The sequence below is a fragment of the Actinacidiphila cocklensis genome (assembly GCF_907177275.1).
Classification (GTDB): domain Bacteria; phylum Actinomycetota; class Actinomycetes; order Streptomycetales; family Streptomycetaceae; genus Actinacidiphila; species Actinacidiphila cocklensis.
This window is the reverse complement of sequence record NZ_CAJSLV010000062.1, coordinates 1-22207: the sequence shown is the minus strand read 5'-3', so window position 1 is coordinate 22207 and position 22207 is coordinate 1. Positions and strand designations below refer to the sequence as shown.

Annotated in this window: 19 protein-coding genes; 11 read left to right on the top strand and 8 right to left on the bottom strand. The window is 72.9% G+C overall.

The window, feature by feature from the left end; all coding sequences use genetic code 11:
- Positions 1 to 30: 30 nt before the first annotated feature.
- Positions 31 to 957, top strand: coding sequence for an NADP-dependent oxidoreductase (locus tag NFU81_RS22050; RefSeq protein ID WP_251492545.1), 927 nt, complete (start codon positions 31 to 33; stop codon positions 955 to 957).
- Between the two features lie 8 nt (positions 958 to 965).
- On the opposite strand, the gene npdG is transcribed toward NFU81_RS22050, so the two are convergent.
- Complete coding sequence (npdG, locus tag NFU81_RS22045; RefSeq protein ID WP_251492543.1) at positions 966 to 1682, bottom strand: NADPH-dependent F420 reductase; 717 nt, start codon at positions 1680 to 1682, stop codon at positions 966 to 968.
- A gap of 87 nt (positions 1683 to 1769) precedes the next feature.
- Positions 1770 to 2636 (bottom strand): dimethylargininase, encoded by an 867-nt coding sequence (ddaH, locus tag NFU81_RS22040; protein ID WP_340188949.1) that lies wholly within the window; start codon positions 2634 to 2636, stop codon positions 1770 to 1772.
- Positions 2637 to 3024: 388 nt separating this feature from the next.
- Here ddaH and NFU81_RS22035 point away from each other — a divergent pair, with 388 nt between their 5' ends.
- Positions 3025 to 3741 (top strand): bifunctional DNA primase/polymerase, encoded by a 717-nt coding sequence (locus NFU81_RS22035; RefSeq protein WP_251492541.1) that lies wholly within the window; start codon positions 3025 to 3027, stop codon positions 3739 to 3741.
- Positions 3742 to 3753: 12 nt separating this feature from the next.
- Here NFU81_RS22035 and NFU81_RS22030 read toward each other — a convergent pair whose 3' ends face one another.
- Both NFU81_RS22030 and map read right to left on the bottom strand, forming a co-directional pair.
- Positions 3754 to 4719 (bottom strand): SCO2278 family lipoprotein, encoded by a 966-nt coding sequence (locus NFU81_RS22030; protein ID WP_251492540.1) that lies wholly within the window; start codon positions 4717 to 4719, stop codon positions 3754 to 3756.
- Between the two features lie 66 nt (positions 4720 to 4785).
- A complete protein-coding gene (gene map / locus NFU81_RS22025) occupies positions 4786 to 5643 on the bottom strand; it encodes a type I methionyl aminopeptidase (protein WP_251492538.1) in 858 nt (285 codons plus the stop codon).
- An 87-nt stretch (positions 5644 to 5730) separates the two neighbouring features.
- Here map and NFU81_RS22020 point away from each other — a divergent pair, with 87 nt between their 5' ends.
- The 3 genes from NFU81_RS22020 to corA all read left to right on the top strand — a co-directional run bounded on the left by NFU81_RS22020 (position 5731) and on the right by corA (position 8876).
- Entirely contained in the window at positions 5731 to 5943 is a 213-nt protein-coding gene (locus tag NFU81_RS22020) for a hypothetical protein (RefSeq protein WP_251492536.1), read from the top strand.
- Between the two features lie 282 nt (positions 5944 to 6225).
- Positions 6226 to 7767 carry a phytoene desaturase family protein gene (locus NFU81_RS22015; protein WP_251492535.1) on the top strand — a complete coding sequence of 514 codons (1542 nt, stop codon included), beginning with the start codon at positions 6226 to 6228 and terminating at the stop codon, positions 7765 to 7767.
- The gene (gene corA / locus NFU81_RS22010; RefSeq protein WP_251492533.1) at positions 7764 to 8876 is read left to right on the top strand and encodes a magnesium/cobalt transporter CorA; all 1113 of its coding nucleotides are present in this window, start codon (positions 7764 to 7766) and stop codon (positions 8874 to 8876) included. The genes NFU81_RS22015 and corA overlap by 4 nt, the downstream gene beginning before the upstream one ends.
- On the opposite strand, the gene NFU81_RS22005 is transcribed toward corA, so the two are convergent.
- Positions 8873 to 9898, bottom strand: a complete 1026-nt coding sequence (locus tag NFU81_RS22005; RefSeq protein ID WP_251492531.1) for a small ribosomal subunit Rsm22 family protein — start codon at positions 9896 to 9898, stop codon at positions 8873 to 8875. The genes corA and NFU81_RS22005 overlap by 4 nt on opposite strands.
- Before the next feature lie 347 nt (positions 9899 to 10245).
- Between NFU81_RS22005 and NFU81_RS22000 the strand changes: the two genes are divergently transcribed.
- Entirely contained in the window at positions 10246 to 11742 is a 1497-nt protein-coding gene (locus tag NFU81_RS22000; protein WP_422665251.1) for a sugar transferase, read from the top strand.
- On the opposite strand, the gene NFU81_RS21995 is transcribed toward NFU81_RS22000, so the two are convergent.
- Positions 11739 to 12743 carry a GDP-L-fucose synthase family protein gene (locus tag NFU81_RS21995; protein ID WP_422665250.1) on the bottom strand — a complete coding sequence of 335 codons (1005 nt, stop codon included), beginning with the start codon at positions 12741 to 12743 and terminating at the stop codon, positions 11739 to 11741. The two genes, NFU81_RS22000 and NFU81_RS21995, sit on opposite strands and share 4 nt — an antisense overlap.
- 81 nt (positions 12744 to 12824) lie before the next feature.
- On the opposite strand from NFU81_RS21995, the gene gmd reads away from it, so the two are divergent.
- The 4 genes from gmd to NFU81_RS21975 all read left to right on the top strand — a co-directional run bounded on the left by gmd (position 12825) and on the right by NFU81_RS21975 (position 17838).
- Complete coding sequence (gene gmd / locus NFU81_RS21990) at positions 12825 to 13838, top strand: GDP-mannose 4,6-dehydratase (RefSeq protein ID WP_251492527.1); 1014 nt, start codon at positions 12825 to 12827, stop codon at positions 13836 to 13838.
- A gap of 174 nt (positions 13839 to 14012) precedes the next feature.
- Complete coding sequence (locus NFU81_RS21985; RefSeq protein ID WP_251492524.1) at positions 14013 to 16232, top strand: LamG-like jellyroll fold domain-containing protein; 2220 nt, start codon at positions 14013 to 14015, stop codon at positions 16230 to 16232.
- Positions 16229 to 17008 (top strand): hypothetical protein, encoded by a 780-nt coding sequence (locus NFU81_RS21980; RefSeq protein WP_251492522.1) that lies wholly within the window; start codon positions 16229 to 16231, stop codon positions 17006 to 17008. The genes NFU81_RS21985 and NFU81_RS21980 overlap by 4 nt, the downstream gene beginning before the upstream one ends.
- Positions 17008 to 17838, top strand: coding sequence for a glycosyltransferase family 2 protein (locus NFU81_RS21975; RefSeq protein ID WP_251492520.1), 831 nt, complete (start codon positions 17008 to 17010; stop codon positions 17836 to 17838). The genes NFU81_RS21980 and NFU81_RS21975 overlap by 1 nt, the downstream gene beginning before the upstream one ends.
- On the opposite strand, the gene NFU81_RS21970 is transcribed toward NFU81_RS21975, so the two are convergent.
- Positions 17804 to 18970, bottom strand: a complete 1167-nt coding sequence (locus tag NFU81_RS21970) for a glycosyltransferase (RefSeq protein ID WP_251492518.1) — start codon at positions 18968 to 18970, stop codon at positions 17804 to 17806. The two genes, NFU81_RS21975 and NFU81_RS21970, sit on opposite strands and share 35 nt — an antisense overlap.
- Before the next feature lie 259 nt (positions 18971 to 19229).
- Between NFU81_RS21970 and NFU81_RS21965 the strand changes: the two genes are divergently transcribed.
- The gene (locus NFU81_RS21965) at positions 19230 to 20708 is read left to right on the top strand and encodes an O-antigen polymerase (RefSeq protein ID WP_251492516.1); all 1479 of its coding nucleotides are present in this window, start codon (positions 19230 to 19232) and stop codon (positions 20706 to 20708) included.
- On the opposite strand, the gene NFU81_RS21960 is transcribed toward NFU81_RS21965, so the two are convergent.
- Positions 20677 to 21927 (bottom strand): MATE family efflux transporter, encoded by a 1251-nt coding sequence (locus NFU81_RS21960; protein WP_251492659.1) that lies wholly within the window; start codon positions 21925 to 21927, stop codon positions 20677 to 20679. The two genes, NFU81_RS21965 and NFU81_RS21960, sit on opposite strands and share 32 nt — an antisense overlap.
- Between the last annotated feature and the right edge of the window lie 280 nt (positions 21928 to 22207).

Below are 22207 nucleotides of genomic sequence, written 5' to 3'. Positions count from 1 at the left end.
CAGCGCCGCCAGGCGCGGAAGGGACGTCCCGTGGACACCACCATGCACGCGGTACGCGGCCACCGCCGCGGCGGTCCTGAGGTACTGGCGTACGAGGAGGCGCCGCGGCCGGTGCCGGGCGACGGCGAGGTGCTGGTCGAGGTGCGGTCCGCGGCGATCACCCCGGGCGAGCTGACCTGGGACGCCACCTGGACCGACAGCCTGCAGCCCGGCGGGCGGCCGCGGCTGCCCGCGATCCCGGCGAAGGAGGTCGCGGGAGTCCTCGCCGAGGGTCCCGGCGCGGGCGACGAGGTCTTCGGGCTGATCCCCTTCACCATGGACGGCGCGGCCGCGGAGTTCACCGTGGTGCCGGCCGGTGTGCTCGCGCCGAAGCCGGCCGGCCTGGGCTTCGAGGAGGCCGCCGCGCTGGCGCTGGCGGGGCTGACCGCCTGGCAGGGCCTGGTGCGCCACGGCGGCCTGCGCAAGGGCGGGCGGGTGCTGGTGCACGGCGCCGCCGGCGGCGTCGGCTCGCTCGCGGTGCAGGTCGCGGCGGCGCTCGACGCGGAGGTGATCGGCACGGCGGGGCCGGACAGCCTGGACTTCGTACGCGAGCTGGGCGCCGCGCGCGTGGTCGACTACCGCAACGAGCGCTTCGAGGACCTCGTCGAGGACGTCGACGTGGTCCTCGACACCGTGGGCGGCGAGGTCCAGCAGCGCTCGTGGCAGGTGCTGCGCGACAGCGGCGTGCTGGTGAGCGTCGTCTCCCCGCCGGCCGCGCCGGGTCAGGGCGGCCCGCGCGGGACGTTCTTCGTCGTGGAACCCGACCAGGACGGCCTGGTCGAGCTGTCCCGCCTGGTCGAGGCCGGCCGGCTGACCGTGCCCGTCGACCAGGTGGTCCCGCTGTCCGGCACGGCGGCCGCGTACGCCGCCCTCGACCGGCGCGGCCGCCGCGGCAAGATCGTCCTGCGGGTGTCCTGAGGCAGGCCCTACACGTCGGTCAGGCGCAGGCCCGCGTGGGCCTTGTAACGGCGGTTGACGGAGATCAGGTTGGCCACCAGGGACTCGACCTGGTGGGCGTTGCGCAGCCGGCCGGCGAAGACGCCGCGCATACCGGGGATGCGGGCGGCGAGCGCCTGGACGAGGTCGGTGTCGGCGCGGACCTCGCCGAGCACCATCACGTCGGTGTCGATCTCCTCGATGTCCGGGTTCTGCAGCAGCACCGCCGACAGGTGGTGGAAGGCGGCGGTGACGCGGGAGCCGGGCAGCAGGGCGGCGGCCTGCTGGGCGGCGCTGCCCTCCTCGGGCGTGAGGGCGTACGCGCCCTGCTTGTCGAAGCCCAGCGGGTTGACGCAGTCCACGACGAGCTTGCCCGCCAGCTCCTCGCGCAGCGACTCCAGGGTCTTGGCGTGGCCGTCCCACGGCACCGCGACGATCACCACGTCGCTGCGCCGCGCGCACTCCGCGTTGTCGGCGCCCTCGACGCCGAGGCCGAGTTCCGCGGCGGCGGTCTGCGCGCGCTCGGCGTTGCGGGAGCCGATGACCACCCGCTGCCCGGCCCTGGCCAGCCGGTAGGCCAGGCCGCGGCCCTGGTCGCCGGTACCGCCGAGCACCCCGACCACCAGGCCGGACACGTCGGGCAGCTCCCAGGGGTCCTTCGCGGGGGCCTTGGCAGGGGCGGTGTTGCTGTCGTCAGCGTGAGTCATGACCGCGATCCTGCCAGGTCCCGGGCTCCACGGTGCCGGGCGCCCCGCCCGGGTGGCGGGGATCACCCGGCGCTGTGCGGGCGGGGTTCAGCCGGGCGGCGCCGGCCGCACCTCCATCGTGCAGCACTTGACGCTGCCGCCCGCCTTGTGGAACTCCGCCAGGTCGACGCCGACCGGCACGTAGCCCCGGTCCTTCAGCGGGTCGAAGAGCCCGGCCGCCTCGCGCGGCAGCACGACGTTCAGGCCGTCGCTGACCGCGTTGAGCCCGAAGACGACCGCGTCCTCGGCGGTCGCGAGCAGCGCGTCGGGGAAGAGCCGGGCGAGGACGGCCCGCGAGCCGGGCGAGAAGGCGCCGGGGTAGTACATGATCTCGTCGGCGGCGTCGTCCAGGACGGCCAGCGCGGTGTCCAGGTGGTAGTAGCGCGGGTCGGTCAGCTCCAGGCTGATCACCGGCCGCCCGAAGAACTCCTGCGCCTCGTCGTGCGCCAGCGGGCTGCTGCGGAAGCCCTGGCCGGCCAGCATCCAGGAGGACGTGACCGCGAAGTCGCCCTCGGCCTCGTTGACGTGCTCGGGCTCGCGTACCTCGACGAAGCCGTCGTGCGAGCGGAACCACGCCAGGTGCGCCGGGGCCTCGTCGGCCCGCTCGGGGTTGGCGAACCGCGCGCCCAGCACGCGGCCGTCCACGACGGTGGCGCCGTTCGCGGCGAAGACCATGTCGGGCAGTCCCGCGACCGGGTCGAGGATCTCGACGGTGTGGCCGAGCGAGCGGTAGCGGTCGCGCAGGTCCTCCCATTGGAAGAGGGCGAGCGCGGGGTCCACCGGTTTGTCGGGGTCCATCCACGGGTTGATGGAGTACGCCACACGGAAATGCGCCGGGGGGCACATCAGGTACCGGCGGGGTGTCGCAGTGCGCAATGAGGGCTCCTCGTGGTGGTGAGTGTGCCTGGGGTGCACAGGGCGTTCCCCCACAGGACGGTCGGCCCGGCGGGGGAACGTACTACGAGGATTGTGCGCCCGATCCCGGTTCCCGGTGAACGACTTCGCACAGAAGCGCCGGCGCGCCGCAGATGCTCCCGCGGGCGGACGCCAGGGCGGGTCCGCAAGGTCCCGTCGTCCGCCCGAAGGGCGGGGCCGACGGCGTCTGCGGACCCGCCCTGGCACCGGCGGGAAACGGGCGACTCGGGTATACCTGCACCAAGGGGCCGCCGACCCCGTGTCGGGACATTCCGCCGCCGGGAACACTTCCACCCCGGGTGGGTGTTCCTTCCCGGCAAGAGGGAGGATGTCCTCCATCAGCCGCGTACCGTGGACACCGCGGGACGGGGGCGAGGGAAGGAGCTCGATGGCAGGCAAGAGCAGGTTGTCCGAGTGGGTACGCCGCCGGACGGAGGGCGCCTCGGGCGCCGCCCGGGCAGCGGAGCCTGACCTGCGCCGAGACCCCCTGGTCAAGGCTGCCGCCACCGCCGGCTTCCCCGTCGCGCCCGCCGCCCACCCCGCCAACTTCGGCTGTTCCTGCGAGCGGATCGGCTGTCCGATCCCGGCCGTCCACCCGGTCTCGCCGGCCTGGCAGACGCAGGCGAGCACCGACCAGGACAAGATCGACCACTGGCTGCGCACCGACCCGCTGGCCAATTTCGTCACCGCCACCGGCATCGCGCACGACGTCCTCGACGTCCCCGCGGAGGCCGGCCGGCTCGCCATCGAGCGGCTGATCGCCGACGGCGCGACGCTCGGCCCGGTCGCCGCCCGCGCGGACCGGCTGCTGTTCTTCACCGAGACCCGTGGCAATCCCGCCGACGAGGACGAGTGGTGGCCCTGCGAGCTGGACAGCCACCCGGAGACCGCGGAGGAGCACCCCGGCATCCGCTGGCACTCCCGCGGCAGCTACGTCCTGCTGCCGCCGTCCCGGCTGCCGTCCGGCGAGACGGTGGAGTGGCTGCCGCAGCACGGCCTGGACCTGCCGCTGCCCGACCCGCTCCCGGTGCTCGACGTCCTCTCCGACGCCTGCGCCCAGTTCGCCTACGAGCCCGAGCGCGAACCGGCCACCTGGCTGCGCTGACCGGCGCCCGGCTCACTCGCCCTTGGCGGTGACCAGGCCGACGACCCGGCTGAGGAAGACGACCTTCCCGCTCCCGCCCGCCGGCGGCACGGTGGCCGCCACGTCGGCGAGGCGGCTCAGGGTGACCGCGGTACGCGGGGTGCCGGTCATCAGCGCCTTGGTGTCGGCGTCGATCTGGAGGCGGTAGCCGGCCCTGAAGGTGGCCCGCGACTGGTGGTGGGACGCGAAGAACACCAGCGCGCCGCCGTCCGCCGTCCGCAGCGCGACCGGCGTGAAGTCCCCGCCCTCGGCGGGCTGGTCGGCGTACTGGGTGACCGAGTTCGCGGTCTTGGCGTGCGCGTTGCGGTCGCCGCGCAGCTGCGAGGTGGACGGGCCGTCCGCGAAGACGTCGCTGCCGCCGCTGCCGCCGAGGTACGTGGCGTAGTCCGCGCTCAACTGCCCCGGCTGCACCAGCAGATTCGTCCCCGCAAGACCCAGGGCGACGGCGTAACCGTCCTTGTCCTGGGCGAACTTCGGTACGTCCGCGGTGGGGACCGAGGCGACGTACGACGCCTTCCACGGCTGGCCGGCCGCGGCCCGCCGGAAGACCAGCAGCCAACGAGCCGTGCTGCCGCGGTTGGTGGCGGTGTCGACGACGAAGTACTTCGGCCAGCCGACCTGCCGGGGTATGAGGTAGCGCGAGTCGGAGAAGACCAGCGGCCGGTAACCGGAGTTGCCCTGGGGGTGGTTGGCGTGCTTCGCGCGCAGCCCCGCCTCGTCGGTCGTCCCGAGCGCGCCCGACTCGACCGCGGCGACGCCCTTGGAGTCGTACGTCCTGCCGACCCGGTTGTTGACCGCGGTGAACTTCGCCAGCGCGGCCGCGGCCTCGGCTTTCTGCACCGACGGTATGTTCTCCCGCTCGCCGTGCACGGTCATGCAGCCGGCCAGTGGCAGCGTGAGCGCGACGGCGGCCCCGAGGGACACCCTGCGGCGGTTCATGGCGCGTCGGCTCCTCAACAACTCATCCGCACGGACGCCGCCACCCTACCGGGCGCCGCACACCGCTCACGGCAGGGTCAGGATCTCCGCACCGTCCGCGGTGACCACCAGCGTGTGCTCGAACTGGGCCGTGCGCTTGCGGTCCTTGGTGACCACGGTCCAGCCGTCGTCCCACACGTCGTACTCGTGGGTGCCCAGCGTCAGCATCGGCTCGATCGTGAACGTCATGCCGGGCTGCATCACCGTGGTCGCCCGCGGGTCGTCGTAGTGCGGGATGATCAGCCCGGAGTGGAAGGACGTGTTGATGCCGTGCCCGGTGAAGTCCCGCACCACGCCGTATCCGAAGCGCTTGGCGTACGACTCGATGACCCGCCCGATCACGTTGATCTGCCGCCCGGGCCGCACCGTCTTGATCGCCCGCGCCAGTGACTCCCTGGTGCGCTCCACCAGCAGCCGCGACTCCTCGTCGACGTCGCCGACGAAGTAGGTGGCGTTGCAGTCGCCGTGCACCCCGTGGATGTACGCGGTCACGTCCAGGTTCACGATGTCGCCGTCGCGCAGTACGGTCGAGTCGGGGATGCCGTGGCAGATGACCTCGTTGAGCGAGGTGCACAGCGACTTCGGGAAGCCGCGGTAGCCCAGGTCGGAGGGGTAGGCGCCGTGCCCGATCATGAACTCGTGGGCGATCCGGTCCAGCTCGTCCGTGGTCACCCCCGGGGCGACGGCCTTCGCCGCCTCCTCCATCGCCTGCGCCGCGATCCGCGAGGCGACCCGCATCCGCTCCACGGTGTCCGCGTCCTGGACCTCGGGTCCCGTATAGGGCGCCGGCCCCGGTTTCCCCACGTATTCGGGACGCGGGATCGAGGCGGGCACCTGCCGCGTGGGCGACAGCTTGCCGGGGACGAGCAGCGACTGACCAGACATGCCGACGAGTGTATCGGCGCGGGAAAATGGGGAATGCGCCCCGCTGTGCGGACGGCGCCGCGCCCCGGGCCACGACAGGAGAGGCAGATGGCAGTCTTCCGAGTGAAGAAGCCGGCGGGAAAGCCGGGCGAGTGGTTCTACTGCATCGAGCACAAGCGGGCCGAGGAAGGCCCGGACTGCCCGTCCAAGAACCGCTTCGGCCCCTACGGGTCGAAGGCGGAGGCGGAGCACGCGATGGAGAGGGCGGCTGAGCGCAACCTCGAATGGGACACGGACCCCCGCTGGGACGATCGGGAGTAGCCCCCCGATCGTCCCCTTCCCGGCGGGCCTTCCCCCGGTGGCCTGCCGGGCGCGCAGTTCCCCGCGCCCCTTCAGGTCCTGCCCCTGCAGTCGGTTGCCTGCCCGCCGCGGCGTCGTGGCTTGTCGCGCAGTTCCCCGCGCCCCTGAAAAACGCTCACCCTCTACGCAGAGGGCAACCCCCAGGGGCGCGGGGGATTGCGCGACCAGCCGCGGCGGCGGGAAAGACGCGACGCCAGCGCAAGGGGCAACCCCTGACCGAGCCGGACGGCTTAGGGTGCCGCCATGGCATACGACGTGGTCGTGGTGGGCGGCGGGCACAACGGACTGGTCGCGGCGACCTACCTCGCGCGGGCAGGCCGCACCGTGCTGGTGGTCGAGCGGCTCGACGCAGTCGGGGGAGCCGCGGTCTCGACGCGGGCGTTCAGCGGCTGGGACGCCTGGTTGTCCCGGTATTCGTACCTGGTCAGCCTCCTGCCCAGGAAGATCGTCGACGACCTCGGCCTGAACTTCGCCGTCCGCCGCCGCCGCATCTCCTCGTACACGCCGTACGGCGACCGCGGCCTGCTGGTGGACGCCCAGGACCCGGCCAGGACCCGTGAGGGCTTCGCGCGGCTGACCGGGTCGGACCGGGAGTACGAAGCCTGGGAGCGCTTCTACGCGATGACCCACCGGGTGGCGCAGGCCGTGTTCCCGACGCTCACGCAGCCGCTGCCCAGCCGGGCGGAGCTGGAGCGCCGGGTGGACGACCCGGCGGCCTGGTCCGCGCTGTTCGAGCGGCCGCTCGGCGAGACCGTGGAGGCGGCCTTCGGCGACGACACCGTCCGCGGCATCGTGTTGACCGACGCCCTGATCGGCACGTTCACCCACGCACACGACCCCTCGCTGCGGCAGAACCGCTGCTTCCTCTACCACGTGATCGGCGGCGGCACCGGCGACTGGGACGTGCCGCTGGGCGGCATGGGCGCGTTCACCGGCGCCCTCGCGGACGCCGCACGCGCGGCGGGCGTGGAGATCGCCACCGGCACCGAGGTGACGGGCATCGAGGCCGACGGCGTACGCGCCGCACTGACCCTCTCCGGCGGCCGCACCGTCGACGCGGCGGACGTCCTGGTCAACGCCTCCCCGTACGAGCTGGCGGGCCTGCTGGGCGAGCCGCGCCCCGAGCCGGCCCCGGAGGGCGCCCAGCTCAAGGTCAACATGCTGCTGCGCCGCCTGCCGCGGCTGCGGGACAGCGTGGTCGACCCGCGGGACGCCTTCGCCGGCACCTTCCACATCGCGGAGGGCTACGACGGGCTGCAGACCGCGTACGAGCAGGCCGCGGCGGGCCGGGTGCCGGACGCGCCGCCGTCGGAGATCTACTGCCACAGCCTGACCGACCCGTCGATCCTGTCCCCCGACCTGGCCGGCTGGGGCATGCACACGTTGACGCTGTTCGGCCTGCACGCGCCGGCCCGGCTCTTCGCGGCCGACCCGGCGGGCGCGAAGGCGGAGGTGCTGCGGGCCACGCTGGCGCAACTGGACGCGGTGCTCGCCGAGCCGCTGTCGGACTGTCTGGCCCTCGACGCCGAGGGCCGGCCCTGCATCGAGGCGAAGTCGCCGCTGGACCTGGAGCGCGAGGTGGGCCTGCCCGGCGGCCACATCTTCCACCGGGACCTGTCGTGGCCGTACGCGGAGCAGGACGTGACGGACGCCACTGGCAGGTGGGGCGTGGGCACGCCGTATGCGAACGTCTACCTGTGCGGCGCGGGCGCGGTCCGCGGCGGCGGGGTCAGCGGTGTCCCCGGGCACAACGCGGCGATGGCGGTACTGGAGAAAGCACGATGAAGCAGCACAGCACCACGGCGGCAGTCCGGCGCGCAACCGGCCGGCAGTGGCGGCGCGACGGCCGGTGGCACAGCCTGGACGGCGCGGACGCCGTCCCCGAGCAGCGCCGCTGCACCGCCGACGTGGTCGTGGACTGCGCGGTCTACGAGGACGGCTGCCGTGCCGCGTCGCTGCCGCCGCAGCAGGTGCTCGACGAGGCGCGCAAGCGCGGCGGTTTCGCGTGGATAGGCCTGCACCAGCCGGAGGCGGAGCACCTGGAGGAGATCGCCGAGGTCTTCGGGCTGCACCCGCTGGCGGTCGAGGACGCGGTGCAGGCGCACCAGCGGCCGAAACTGGAGCGGTACGGCGACACCCTCTTCCTGGTGCTCAAGACGATCGTCTTCGTGGAGCACGAGAAGCTCACCGCGACGAGCGAGGTCGTGGACACCGGCGAGCTGATGGTCTTCGTCGGTCCCGACTTCGTGGTCGTGGTGCGGCACGGCAGCGCGCCGGGCCTGTCCCGGGTGCGCAAGGCGCTGGAGGCCAGGCCGGAGATGCTCAGGCAGGGCCCCGCGGCGGTGCTGCACGCGATCGCCGACCAGGTCGTCGACGACTTCCTCGACGTCGCCGACGCGGTCGAGCTGGACGTGGACACCCTGGAGTCCGACGTCTTCTCCACCGCGCACGGCGACGACGCCGAGCGGATCTACCAGCTCAAGCGGGAGCTGATCGAGTTCAAGCACGCCGTCTACCCGACGGCCCGCCCGCTGGAGCGGCTGACCGAGGGTGCGGACGGCCTGATCGGCACGGAGATGCGGCGCTACTTCCGCGACGTGTCCGACCACCTGTCGCATGTGAAGGAGCGGCTGACCGCGTACAGCGAGCTGGTGGACGGGCTGCTGGCGGCGAATCTCAGCCAATTGGCCGTGCAGCAGAACGTGGACATGCGGCGGATCAGTGCCGCCGCCGCCATCCTGGCGATCCCGACGATGATCGCCGGCTTCTACGGCATGAACTTCGACCACATGCCCGAGCTGCGCTGGACCTTCGGCTACCCGCTGATGCTGGGCGTGACGGCCACGCTGTCCGCGGTGGTCTTCCGCGCCTTCCGCCGCATCGGCTGGCTCTAGGACTCCGCGGGCGTGTCGTCCTGCGCGGCGGTCAGGTCCGGGGGCCAGGGATCGCCCCACTCGGTGTCGCGTGCCGCGCGGTAGGCGTCGCCCTGACGCTTGCTGACCGTCGTACGGGACAGGCCGGGCGGGCGGCCGCAGAGGTCGAGCAGGACGAGGCCCTTGCGGATCTGCGGATGGCGGACCACCCGCCCGGGCGCCGGCTCGGCGGGGAAGCGGGCGGCGGCGACGTAGCTGAACTTCTCGTCCTCGTAGGGCAGCGACGCGCCCTTGATCTGCCGGTGCAGCGCGGTGCGCTGCACGCGCGCGGCGAAGTGGCACCAGTCGTCACCGGTGACCGGGCAGCGCCCGTCGTGCGGGCAGGGTGCGAGGACGTGCAGCCCGGCGGCGATCAGCCGGTCGCGCGCGTCGATGACGCGCGCGTACCCCTCGGGGGTGCCGGGCTCGACCACGACGACGGCGCCGGCGGCGGCCTCCACGGCCGCGGCGACCAGCGACTCCCGGTCGGCGTCGGTGAGTTCGCCGAGGACGTACGAGACGGTGACCAGGTCGGCCTGCGGCAGCCGGGCGGCGCCGCCGAGCGGCTGCCTGGTCCAGTCGGCGTCGCGTACCGATGCGGTGCGCGCGGTCTTGGCCAGCGCGGCGCCCAGGGTCAGCGCGGGCTGGGACCAGTCGAGCACGGTGCTGCGGTGCCCGGCGTCCTCCCAGGCGTCGGCCACCGCCCAGGTGGCCGCGCCCGTGCCGCCGCCGAGGTCGAGGTGGGTGCGCGGAGTCCACTCCCCCGCCTGCAAGCGGAATGCGCCGAGCGCCGTCCTGACCGCGGCATAGGTGGCCGGCATCCGGTAGGCGGCGTAGGCGGCGACGTCCGCCGCGTCGCGCAGGATCGGCGCGGCGGTGGGGGTCGCACCGCGGTAGCTCTCGATGAGGCGCTCGACCTGTGCGGACGCCCTGCTGGGGGCGGTGGAGCGCAGCTGGTCGGCGAGGGCGGCACGCAGGTCGTCGGGGAGGGGCACGGTAGGCACAAGCCCCAACTGTAAGGGGCGTTCACTCGTGTAACGGTTCTCTTACACTGTGTGCTCGACGAGACGCCATAGTCGTGTTAACTCGGTCATAACATCGGCTCGAATATGCGTAAACCACAGCGGAAGGACGGCCTGTTGGCCTAGCGTTCGCTGGTATCACGGCGACCCGCCACTTGGGGAAGTGGAAGGGCGCCGGCGGTCGCGAGGTGGCTGGGGGGTCCATGCGGCATGTCGATGCACAGTCGGTCAGACCAGCGATACCCGTAGCAAGTGAGCGCGGAACCGGGCGGAACGGAAATCCGCTCGCGTTCGGAGCACAGGGTCAACCGGCCTCGGCTGCCGGAGCATTGAATGCGCCACTGGGGTACACCCGGCGGCGTGCCCGAGCCGAGGGCGGGCGTACGGCACACGGCCGGGCGGGCGCACCGCACGGCTACGGCCAGAAGGCCGCCTGGTACCTACCGGTCGCGGTGATCGTCGACGCGCTGGGCGCGGGCGTGCCCACGGCGGTGACGCTGCATGCCGGCGGCCAGCCGCACGCCCTGCCGGCGGCGCTGGCCGCGGCGCTGGCGTGGCCCGCGGTGCGCGCGGTGCGCGGGCGCTATGCGGCGAGCGCGCTCGGCGAGGGCCGCGGCAGCTTCCAGGTGCTCGGCGACTGGCTGGTGCTGCTCGGCGTCCTGGCGGTCCTGCGGACCGCGTTCGGCGAGGTCACCGAGCCGTCGACAGCGCTGGCCGCGCTCGCCTGGGCACCGCTGCTGACGGCCGCGTGCCGCAGGGTCACCTACCACCGGCTGATCGCCGCCCGGCGCGAGGCGCACGCGGTGCGCCGGGCACTGGTGATCGGCGAGCCAGGTGCCGCCGACCACGTGGTGGGGCATCTGGCGGCCAGGACCGAGCACGCGTACGTGGTCGTCGGCGTCGTCCCGGTGGGCAGCGCGAAGCTGGAGTGCGGGGCGCCGGTGACCGAGCGGCTCGGCGTCCTGGAGCCGGCCGGGTCGAAGGACGACGCGGCGGCGGTGCTGCGGGCGGCCCGCGAGCACAATGCGGACCTGGTGCTGGTGGCGCCGGGGCCGCGGCTGTCGGCCGAGCGGCTGCGCCGGCTCTCCTGGAGCCTGCACGACGCGGGGCTGCCGGTGGCGCTGCTGCCGGGCCTGGTCGACGTGCAGGTGCGCCGGGTCGGCCTGGACGCGCCTGCCGGGCTGCTGGTGCTGCACATAGCGCCGCCGGTCAGGCACGGGGTGCAGCTCGGCCTGAAGTCGGCGCTGGACCGTACCGGCGCGGCGCTCGGACTGCTGATGCTCGCGCCGGTGTTCTGCGTGGTCGCGCTGGCCATAAGGCTGACGTCGCCGGGTCCCGCCTTCCACCGGCAGGTGCGCTGCGGGCAGCATCGTGCGAGCTTCACCATGTGGAAGTTCCGCACGATGGTGGCCGACGCGGAGGCCCGCAAGGCGGAGTTGGAGCGCAGCGGCGCCAACGAGCACGACGGGCTGATGTTCAAGATGCGCCGCGATCCGCGGGTCACCGCGGTCGGCCGGCTGCTGCGGCGCTGCTCGCTGGACGAACTGCCGCAGCTGTTCAACGTGTTGCGCGGCGAGATGTCGCTGGTCGGGCCGCGCCCGCCGCTGCCCGAGGAGGTCGACCGCTACGACGAGGTGGCGATGCGGCGGCTCGCGGTCAAGCCCGGCATCACCGGCCTGTGGCAGGTCAGCGGGCGCTCGGACCTGTCGTGGGACGAGACGCTGGCGCTGGACCTGCGCTACGTCGACAACTGGTCGCTGGCCGGCGACCTGGAGGTCATGACCCGTACGGTACGGGCCGTGGTCGACGGCCGCGGGGCCTACTAGTGGGCCGCCGCGGGCTCCGCGCCCGGGTCCGGCTCAGACCCGGCGGCCGCGCTGCCGGCCGCCTGCTCACGCCACTGCCGGTGGACGGCCGCGACACCGTCGCGCAGCGCGACGCGCGGCCGCCAGCCGAGCGCGAACAGCCGGGATACGTCGAGGAGTTTGCGCGGGGTGCCGTCGGGCTTGGCGGTGTCCCAGCCGATCCGGCCGCGGTAGCCGACGACGTCGCTGACGGTCTCGGCGAGTTCGCGGATGGTCAGGTCCTCGCCGCAGCCGACGTTGACCGGCTCGTCGGCGTCGTACTCGCGCAGCAGCAGGGTGCAGGCCGCGGCGAGGTCGTCGACGTGCAGGAACTCGCGCCGCGGGGTGCCGCTGCCCCACAGCGTGACCTCGGGGGCGCCGTCCCGCGCGGCCTCGTCGAAGCGGCGGATCAGCGCGGGCAGCACGTGCGAGGTGGCCAGGTCGAAGTTGTCGCCCGGGCCGTAGAGGTTGGTCGGCATCGCCGAGACGTACGCGGCTCCGTACTGCCTGCGGTACGACTGGACCTGCACGATGCCGGCGATCTTCGCCAGTGCGTACGCCTCGTTGGTCGGCTCCAGCGGGCCGGTCAGCAGCGCGTCCTCGCGGATCGGCTGCGGGGCGAACTTGGGGTAGATGCACGACGAGCCGAGGAACAGCAGCCGCGGTACCCCGGCGGCGTGCGCGCCCGCGACGACGCTCAGCTGGATGCGCAGGTTGTCCTCGAGGAACTGCACCGGGTAGGTCGAGTTGGCCATGATCCCCCCGACCTTGGCGGCGGCCAGCACCACCGCGTCGGGGCGGGTCTGCCGCAGCCACGCGGCAGTTGCCGCGGCGTCCCGTAGATCCAGCTCGTCGCGCGTGCGGACCAGCACGGGGTGGCCCTCGGCTGTGAGGCGGCGGACCACCGCCGAGCCGACGAGACCGCGGTGCCCCGCGACGAAGACCCGGGCGCCGTCCGGCAGTAGTTCCGTCATGAACGGCATTGTGTCAGCACACTTCATCCGTCCGGGTGTTAATTCCGCATTCATGCGGACCTGGACCGACACCAACTCTTGGGGGAACGCGTGGGCAAGACCGCGCTCATCACCGGCGTGACCGGGCAGGACGGCTCCTACCTGGCCGAAATGCTGCTGGACAAGGGCTACACCGTGCACGGCATCGTGCGCCGCTCCTCGACGTTCAACACCGAGCGCATCGACCACATCTACCAGGACCCGCAGGCGCGCAACCGTTCCTTCGTCCTGCACCACGCCGACCTCACCGACGGCGTCGCGCTGGTCAACCTGCTGCGCGACCTGCGGCCCGACGAGATCTACAACCTCGGCGCCCAGTCCCACGTGCGGGTGTCCTTCGACGCGCCGCTCTACACCGGCGACGTGACCGGCCTGTCCGCGATGCGGCTGCTCGAAGCGGTACGCGCCAGCGGCACCGAGGCACGGATCTACCAGGCCTCGTCCTCGGAGATGTTCGGCTCCGCCCCACCGCCGCAGAACGAGGACACCCCCTTCCACCCGCGCAGCCCGTACGGCTGCGCGAAGGTCTTCGGCTACTGGGCCACGGTCAACTACCGTGAGGCGTACGGGATGTACGCCGTCAACGGCATCCTGTTCAACCACGAGTCGCCCCGCCGCGGGGAGACGTTCGTGACCAGGAAGATCACCCGGGCGGTGGCCAGGATCAAGGCGGGCCTGCAGGACCGGCTGTACCTGGGCAACCTGGACGCGGTCCGCGACTGGGGCTACGCGCCGGAGTACGTGGACGCCATGTGGCGGATGCTGCAGCGCGACGAACCCGACGACTACGTGGTGGCCACCGGTGAGGCCGCCACCGTACGGCAGTTCGTCGAGGTCGCCTTCGGGCACGCGGACCTGGACTGGACGCAGTACGTCCGCTACGACCCCAAGTACGAGCGCCCCACCGAGGTCGACGCGCTGATCGGCGACGCGGGCAAGGCCCGCGACCTGCTCGACTGGGAGCCCAAGGTGAGGGTCGCCGACCTGGCCCGCATCATGGTCGAGGCCGACATCCGGCAGGTCGCCGACCAGCTCGCGGGCGCCTCGATACGGATCGACAGATGACCCGGTCGCAACACGTCCCGCGGTGGCCGACAGATGCCCTGATGTCAGGCGACTTCACCGTACTTCACCGGTTTCGGCAAAAAGCGAGACCGCGGCAAGCGGAACGCCCTAATCTGCCGTCCACCACGACGGCCGGTTCCGGCCGTTGCACATCATGGGCTTGGGGGGCAACTCATGCGTAAATGGCCGGTGTTCGCGGCTGCCGCCATACTGGCGGCCGCAACGCTGGGAACGCTGTCGGCACCATCGGCGACGGCGCTCCAACCACCTGTCGGGCTGACCGCCGACAGCCTCGGCACGTATCAGACCAACGGCGTGGTCTGGGCTCTGGCCCAGGCGAACGGCATCGTCTACACCGCGGGCACCTTCTCCACGATCCGGCCGGCCGGATCGGCTGCCGGCACCAACGAGACCGCGGTGGCGAACTTCGCCGCCTTCGACGCGGCGACCGGCCAGCCGGCGGGCTGCCGACTGGACTTCACCGTCGGCTCCGACAACGCGACGGTACGGGCGCTGGCCGTCTCGCCCGACGGCCACACCCTCTACGCGGGCGGCTTCTTCGGCCAGGTCAACGGGGTCGGGGTGAGCAGCCTCGCCGCCATCGACCTGGACACCTGCACGGTCAGCAACAGCTTCCACCCGGCGGTGTCGGGCACGGTGCGGGCCGTCGAGGCGACCGCCGACACCGTCTTCTTCGGCGGTGACGTCACCTCCGTCAACAGCCAGGCCAGGGGCCGCTACGCGGCGGTCAGCACCACGGGCGCGCTGCTGCCGTGGGCGCCGGACGCGGACGACCCGGGCAGGGCGCTCGCGCTCACCCCGGACGGCCAGAACGCCATCCTGGGCGGCGACTTCAGCACCGTGGACGGCGTGAACTCGCACTCCCTGGCGGTGGTCGACACCTCGACCGGCGCCCTGGTCAAGGCGTATCCGACCGGCTTCATCCCGGCCACCTCGGTGACCAAGGACATCGTCGTGGACGCGGCGAGCAACAGCTTCTACACCGCCAACGAGGGCACCGGCGGCGGAGTCTTCGACGGCCGCATCCGCTTCAGCCTCGACGACTTCAGCCAGGTCTGGCGGGACACCTGCCTGGGCGCCACGCAGTCGCTGAGCGTCTACCAGACCGTCCTGTACAGCGGCAGCCACGCCCACGACTGCTCCAGCATGGGCGAGTACCCGGACTCGGTGCGCAAGCACCTGCTGGCCGAGTCGGTGGACGACCCGCACCTGCTGTCGTGGTTCCCCGACACCAACGACGGCATCGGCGAGAAGATCGGGCCCCGCGTGATGACCCTCGCGTCCTCCGGCGGCACCGACTACCTGTGGGTGGGCGGCGAGTTCACCACCGTCAACGGAACGGCGCAGCAGGGCCTGACCCGGTTCGCCAGCGGCCCGGACACCGGTGCCCCGACGCTGCCGCAGACGTCGGTGACCAGCATCGACCCCGGCTCGGTGAAGGTCAGCTGGCAGTCCAGCACCGACACCGACGACGGCCTGCTGACCTACCGGGTCTACCGCAACGGCGGCACCACCCCGGTCTACACCGTCGCCGGCAGCTCCCTGCCGTGGATCAGGCCGCAGCTCACCTACACCGACACCGACGTCACCCCGGGCGTGAAGTACACCTACCGGGTCTCGGCGAGCGACGGCACCAACACCAGCGCCCTGTCGCCCAACGCGTCTGCCACCGTGCCCGCGACGGCGGAGGCGTACCCGACGCAGGTGCTCGCTGACGGGGCGACCCTCTACTGGCGCTACGACGCGGCCGCCGGGTCGTACACCGCGGACTCCTCGACCGGCGACGACAGCGGGATCAGCGTCGGCGGCCCTGTGCACGGGGTGACGCCGGGCGCGGTGCCGGGGTCGAAGGCGTACACCTTCAACGGCTCGTCGCAGTGGACCTACAGCGACCGGCTGCACCCGACGCCGACGCAATACACCATCGAGACGTGGTTCAAGACGACGACCACGTCGGGCGGCAAGCTGATGGGCTTCGGCAGCAACTCCACCCACCCCAGCGGGAACTACGACAAGCACATCTACATGTCCAACAACGGCCGGCTGAACTTCGGTGTGTACACGGGCACCACCCGGGTCATCACCACGCCGGCCGCGTACAACGACGGCAACTGGCACCTGGTCACCGCCAGCCAGGGGTCGAACGGCATGCGGCTGTACGTCGACGGTGTCCTGCAGGCGGTCAACCTGCTGGTCACCACCAGCGAGAACTACCAGGGCTACTGGCACATCGGCTACGACAGCCTGGGCAGCTGGCCGTCCGCGCCGTCGAGTGCGTACTTCGCCGGCTCCTTCGACGAGGCCGCCGTCTACCCGACGGTGCTCACCTCGGCGCAGGTCGCGAACCACTACGCCCTCGGGACCGCCGGGTGACCGGCCCCCAGGGCTTCGCGTGGGGGTACCCCCACCTCCGCCCGGCCGCTGCCGCCGCCGTCCTCGTGACGGCGGCGGCAGCGCTGCTGCTCGGCGGCTGCGGCTCGGGCGGTTCCGGCGGCGACGGCGACAGGGCCGCGGACCGGCCGTCGGCCCCGGTGTCGGCCGCGGTGTCGGCCCCCGCGGGCGATCCGGCGGCCACCGCCACCGCGCCCCCGGGCGACGCACCGGCCACCACCGAGGCGCCCGGCTCCGCGGCCGACGCCCCCAAGGTGCCGGACGCGCAGCTCACCCCGCCCGGCGGCGGCAGCTTCACCAAGCAGCAGAAGACGTACCTGTCCGGCCGGGTCCCGCGGGGAACCGACCCCGCAGCGGTCCTGGAGGGCGGCCAGGAGATCTGCGACCGGCTGACCCGTACCGCGAAGATCGACAAGGACGCGGCGGCCGGCGCGATCATCACGGGCGACATCAGCATGTCCGGTGCCGCCGCGGCCGTCACCGCCCTGTGCCCCGACCAGCAGCCCGTCATCGACGCGGCGCGACGCGGCTTCGGCGACGGCACGTTCACCGTCGCCGCCAAGGCCGTACCGGGCCGCTCCGTCGCGCCCGGCGGCTACCGGGCGCCGAACCCGTCGCCGTCCTGCACCTGGCGGGTCACCGGCGCGAACGGCGCCACCCTGGCGTCGGGCGGCGGGGCCCGGCTGACCGTACCGGCCGCCGCGCGCGGCATCACGTCCAGCGGGTGCTACGCCTGGCTGGCCTCCGGAGGGACCTGATGGACAAGCTGCCGCTCGTCGTGGCGATACCGACCAAGAACGAGGCCGAGAACATCGCCCGTACGGTCTCGTCGGTCATCGACCACGTCCAGGCCGTCGTCGTGGTCGACTCGCACAGCACCGACGACACCTGCAAGATCGCCGCCGAACTGGGCGCGGAGACCGTCGACTACGCCTGGGACGGCCGCTACCCGAAGAAGAAGCAGTGGTGCCTGGACCACGTCCACCCGGAGGTCCCGTGGCTGCTCTTCCTCGACGGGGACGAGACGCCGAGCCCTGAACTGCTCGGCGAACTGCGGGCGGTGTTCGCGGGCGGCCCGCCGTCGGTCGCGGCCTTCGACATCCCGCTCGGCTACTGGTTCGCCGGCCGGCGGCTGCGGCACGGCTACACCATCGTCAAACGCGCCCTGATGGACCGCACGCGCTGCCGCTTCCCCGAGGTCGGCGACCTCGACGCGCCCGGCATGGGCGAGCAGGAGGGCCACTACCAGCCGGTGGCGGAGTCCGCCGCCCGGCTGCGCTCGCCCATCGAGCACGAGGACCTGGACCCGGTGCGCACCTGGTTCGACCGCCACAACCGGTACTCCGACTGGGAGGCCTGGCTGGAGGTCAACCCGCAGGTGAAGGAGCAGATCAGGAAGGTCAAGACCCGGCAGGGGCAGCTCTTCCACAAGGTGCCCTTCAAGCCGCTGGTGTCCTTCGGCTACGCGTACGTCTACAAGCGCGGCTTCCTGGACGGCAGGGCAGGCCTGGACTACGCCCTCGCGATGAGCTTCTACCGCTGGCAGATCGGGCTCAAGACCCGCGAACAGCGCCGCCTGGCGCCATGACGCCGGCGTAGACGTCCAGCAGGGTGTCCACGACCGCGTCGATCGAGAAGCGGTCGTGGATCAACTGCCGTGCGGCGCGCGAGGCCTGCTCGTTGGCGGCCGGGTCGAGCAGGTCCAGCACCGCCCGGCCGACCAGCGGGCCGTTGTCCGCGTCCGGCCGGCTGTCGGTGACCCGGCCCGCGCCCGCCGCCTCGACGTCGGGCGACAGTCCGCCGGTGCGGGCCACCACCACCGGCAGCCCCACCGACATCGCCTCCAGGATCGACACGGCGAACGGCTCGACCACCGAGGGCAGGACGTACACGTCCGCCGCCCGAAGCCGGGCCAGCACGTCCTCGTGGCCGAGCGCGCCGACGCACTCCAGCGAGCCCGCCACGCCCAGGTCGGCGGCCAACTTCCGCATGGGGCCGGTCAGATCACCGGTGTCGGGTCCTGCGAGCACGAAGCGGGCGTCCGGATACCGCGCGAGCACGGTCGGCATCGCGTTCACGAAGTCCTCGGGGCGCTTGCGCTTCTGCACCCGGGCCAGATACAGCACCGTCGGCGGGCGGTCCCCCCGCGGCGGGCGGGCGTCCTGCGGTGTCACCCCGTTGACCAGCCGGTGGAAGGTCCGCAGCGGTGTCTCCGGCACGACCGCCTGGACGCCCTCGCGCTCCATCTGCGTCAGATGCAGGATCGCGTCCGCGCGGCGCAGCACCCGCTTCATGCCGAGCAGGTCGACGGCCTTCGCGAACAGCTTCTCCGTCGGGTCGATCATCCCGTGCGTCTGCACCACCAGCGGGACCTTCGCCTCCAGGGCGATCAGGGCGAAGGGCAGCGTGATCAGGTCGCGCATCAGGTGCACATGGACGACGTCCGCGCCCTTCACCATGCGGCGGGCGCGGGCCAGCAGGGCGGGCGAGGTGATGCCGCTCACCTCGAACGCGGGCAGCACGTGGCGTGCCTGGTGCACGAAGGACGGCACGCCTTCCACTTCCGTGGGCAGGGGGCCGGTGAACTTGTCGCCCAGCGTGGCGATGCGGGCGTCAACGCCCTTGCTGCGCAGGCCTTTGGACAGGTTGAGGGCGACCCGTGTCGGGCCGCCGAAGTCGTTTGTCGGCGTGTGCAACGTGACGACATGCAGTACCCGCATGTCTCCCCCTTCCCCCCGGGCGCCCCCGGCGCCCCTTGCCCGCACCCTATCCGGGTACGCCCCCGCCCGCGCCCCTTCTGCCCTTTTGTTCCCGGCACCGCCCTGCGGGGCGCCCGAGGACGTGCCACGTGCGGTGTCAACGCGTCTTTCCCGCCGCTGTGGCTGGAAAGACGGCAACGCCACGGCACGTGGCAATCGCGTGACCGCCCCACCACGGCGGGGTGGGGGCAATAGACTCGCGGGCGGGGGAGGTGGGCGCATGGCGGTGAGCGCTGGCGCGGTGGCGGGGGTCCGCGGCACGACGCGGTCAGTGCCGCGGGCGGCACTTTCGCGGGCGCTGGCCGTACCGCTGGTCATCGCCCTCGTCGGGTTCCTGCCCGGCTACGTCACCGTCCAGCCCGGCACCGGCGTCCGCGACACGGCGTACTGGCTGCAACTGACCCTCACCGTCTACGCCGGCGGCCGCCTCGCGGCCATGGTGCTGACGCGTCGCCGCCGCCTGATCCAGGGCGCGTTCTGGCTGTTCTGCTACGTCGCCATGGGCGTCGCCCCCCTCGCACAGGCGGTGATCGGCCAGGTCCCGACGCCGGTGGTCGGACCGCGGTCCGACACCACGACCGCGATCACCCTCGTCCTCGTCGGCTGCGTCGCCTTCGACGTCGGCGCCCTGCTGGCCCGGCACCGGCCGGCGGCCCGGGTGCGGCGGGCGCGGCCGCCCGCCCAGGTGGGCCGCCGGCGGCTGTGGCTGCTGATCGCCGTCGCGTACCTCGGCAGCGCGCTCTCGATCGCCAAACTCGGCGGCCCCGCCGTCTTCTTCAGCAGCCGGCAGGCGATCAGCGAGTCCGTGCAGTCCAGCGGCCTGGCCGGTGGCGGCGGCGACAGCCATGTCGGCTCGGCCTTCATCCGCGGCTTCGGGACCGTACCGGCCCTGCTGGCACTGCTGTTCCTGGTGCGCTGGATGATCACCTCCCGGGTGGCCCGGCGCACCCCTTCGGCGATCGCCGCGCTCTGCGGCCTGGTGGTCGTCAACGCGATCGTCAACAACCCGATCTCGAACCCGCGTTACTGGTTCCTGACGGTCGTGTTCTCGCTGCTGTTCACCGCCTTCCCGCGCAGCCCGGTGATGTACCGCGCGGCGCTGGTGACCGGGGTGGTCGCGGCCCTGCTGCTGTTCCCCTTCCTCGACCGTTTCCGCTACGACTCCGGCGGCTACCACCCGGTGGAGACGACGTCGGTCCTCGAACCGCTGACCATCAAGGACTACGACCAGGTCGGGATGTTCGCCAACACCCTGACCTTCGTGCACTCGGGCAAGGGCCACGCGCACGGGCGGCAACTGGCCGCCGACGTCTTCTTCTTCGTGCCGCGCTCCGTGTGGCACGGCAAGCCGCTGGACTCCGGGGTGCAGGTCGGCCAGTGGATGGGCATGACCAACACCAACCTGTCGTCGCCGCTGTGGGCCGAACTGTGGCTGGACTTCGGCCCGGTGGGGATGACCGGCGGCTTCCTGGCGCTGGGCTACCTGTGCGCCCGCGGCGACCGGCGGTACGCGCAGCGGACGGTGGAGGACGGCCGGCCGGGCACGGTGATGGCGGTGGTGATCCCGCTGGTGTGCGGCTACTCGTTCATCCTGCTGCGCGGCCCGCTGCTCCAGGCGTCCGGGCGGATCGGTATCGCCGCGGTGTGCCTGGCGCTGGTGACCACCTTCAGCGAGGACCGGCGGAAGATCCTGCGGTGACGGCCTCCCCCGTGCCGTCCTGGGCCTGCGGCCCGTCGGCGGGGGCCGGGCGGCGCCGTACGGCGGCGATCCGCAGCCACAGCGCGGCGGCCTTGAGCGCGGAGCCCAGGCACAGGCCCCAGGCCGCGCCGTAGACGCCGTCGAGGCGGTAGCCGCCGAGCATGAAGGCGACCGAGGCGAGGGAGAAGGCGACCTGGATCGGCAGCGTCGCCTTCGGCTGCAGCACCCGCAGGGTGAGCAGGGCGCTGGTGCCCAGCGCGATGCCCGCGTACTGGCTGCCGGACGCGGCAAGCAGCCCGGAGGAGGCGGCCCAGGTGTCGCCGAGGAGCTGGCGGCCGACCCGGTCGGGCAGCAGCATCAGCACGATCGTCCAGGCCGCGGCGACCCAGGCGAGCGCGACGGCCAGCACCGCGGTGGCGCGGACCTTGCTGTCCGCGCCGCGCACCCGGTTCAGCAGCGGCGGGCCGAAGGCGGTGGCGGAGTTGAACAGCACGTTCATCGGGCCGAAGAGGGTGGTGGCGCCGCGCAGGGCGCCGACCGCGAGGGGCGCGGCGAACAGGCCCAGGCCCACCACGGCGAGCTGGCTGGTGGCGTTGCCGACGCCGAACTCGACGACGAAGCGCTGCCCGAGGTGCCCGCGGCGGAGGAACTTCCGCAGGTCCAGCGGTGCGCCCTTGACGCGCGGCCGCAGCAGCGCTGCGGCCACCAGCAGCGCGGGCAGCGCCGAGAGCCCCCACACCGCCACCAGCCGCTGCGGCCCCGCCCCGTGCGGCTGCACGGCCAGCGCGGGCACCGCGACCAGCAGCCGTACGGTGTCGCCGACCAGGGCGTAGTGCGGCAGCCGCAGCGCGGAGAAGCAGTACCGCAGGCCGTCCTGGGTGAGCACGATCGGCAGTACCAGGCCGAGCACCGCGAGCCCGTGCGCGGTCGCGCCGTCCGCGAGGCCGAGGCCGACGGCCATCGCCAGGCCGATCGCGGTGGAGGCGGCGGCGGTGAAGACGGCCGCGGACCGGCAGGCGGCCCGTACGCGTTCGGTACCGCGTTCCAGCACCAGCGCCTGGCCGACGTAGGACACGCCGATGCCGAGAAGCACGGTGAAGACCATGTAGACCATCGAGAACACCGAGAAGCCCGCCGCGGTCGACAGCCTCGCCGCGACCACCAGCACGATGATGTTGGTGAACGCGGCCACGCCCTGGTCGGCCACCGAGCTGGCGATGGCGGCCTTGGAGCCGAGGCCGCGCTCCTCGGGGCCGGACGCGGTGTCGCCGTCGCCTGGAGCCGGGTCCGGTGCGTGCGCGGACACCGTACGGGCGCGTGGCGCGTCGGCCGCGGGCGTCGTACTGCCGCCCGGCGGGGGTTCTGGGGCGGCCCCGGCCGCGGCGGGGTGCCGCGGGGCGGGGCCGGTCAAGGGACCGGGTGACGCTCCGGCGGGGTGCTCGCGGCTTCCTGGGGCAGGTCGCCGTCGCGCCGGGCGGCCGGCGTGGCGGGGCCGGCGG

What these genes read in the sequence shown, in the direction of transcription:
- npdG (WP_251492543.1), bottom strand. Translation starts at nt 1,682, where the DNA reads ATGACTCACGCTGACGACAGCAACACCGCCCCTGCCAAGGCCCCCGCG.
- NFU81_RS22035 (WP_251492541.1), top strand. Translation starts at nt 3,025, where the DNA reads ATGGCAGGCAAGAGCAGGTTGTCCGAGTGGGTACGCCGCCGGACGGAG.
- NFU81_RS22030 (WP_251492540.1), bottom strand. Translation starts at nt 4,719, where the DNA reads ATGAACCGCCGCAGGGTGTCCCTCGGGGCCGCCGTCGCGCTCACGCTG.
- map (WP_251492538.1), bottom strand. Translation starts at nt 5,643, where the DNA reads ATGTCTGGTCAGTCGCTGCTCGTCCCCGGCAAGCTGTCGCCCACGCGG.
- NFU81_RS22020 (WP_251492536.1), top strand. Translation starts at nt 5,731, where the DNA reads ATGGCAGTCTTCCGAGTGAAGAAGCCGGCGGGAAAGCCGGGCGAGTGG.
- NFU81_RS22015 (WP_251492535.1), top strand. Translation starts at nt 6,226, where the DNA reads ATGGCATACGACGTGGTCGTGGTGGGCGGCGGGCACAACGGACTGGTC.
- corA (WP_251492533.1), top strand. Translation starts at nt 7,764, where the DNA reads ATGAAGCAGCACAGCACCACGGCGGCAGTCCGGCGCGCAACCGGCCGG.
- NFU81_RS21995 (WP_422665250.1), bottom strand. Translation starts at nt 12,743, where the DNA reads ATGCCGTTCATGACGGAACTACTGCCGGACGGCGCCCGGGTCTTCGTC.
- NFU81_RS21985 (WP_251492524.1), top strand. Translation starts at nt 14,013, where the DNA reads ATGCGTAAATGGCCGGTGTTCGCGGCTGCCGCCATACTGGCGGCCGCA.
- NFU81_RS21975 (WP_251492520.1), top strand. Translation starts at nt 17,008, where the DNA reads ATGGACAAGCTGCCGCTCGTCGTGGCGATACCGACCAAGAACGAGGCC.
- NFU81_RS21970 (WP_251492518.1), bottom strand. Translation starts at nt 18,970, where the DNA reads ATGCGGGTACTGCATGTCGTCACGTTGCACACGCCGACAAACGACTTC.
- NFU81_RS21965 (WP_251492516.1), top strand. Translation starts at nt 19,230, where the DNA reads ATGGCGGTGAGCGCTGGCGCGGTGGCGGGGGTCCGCGGCACGACGCGG.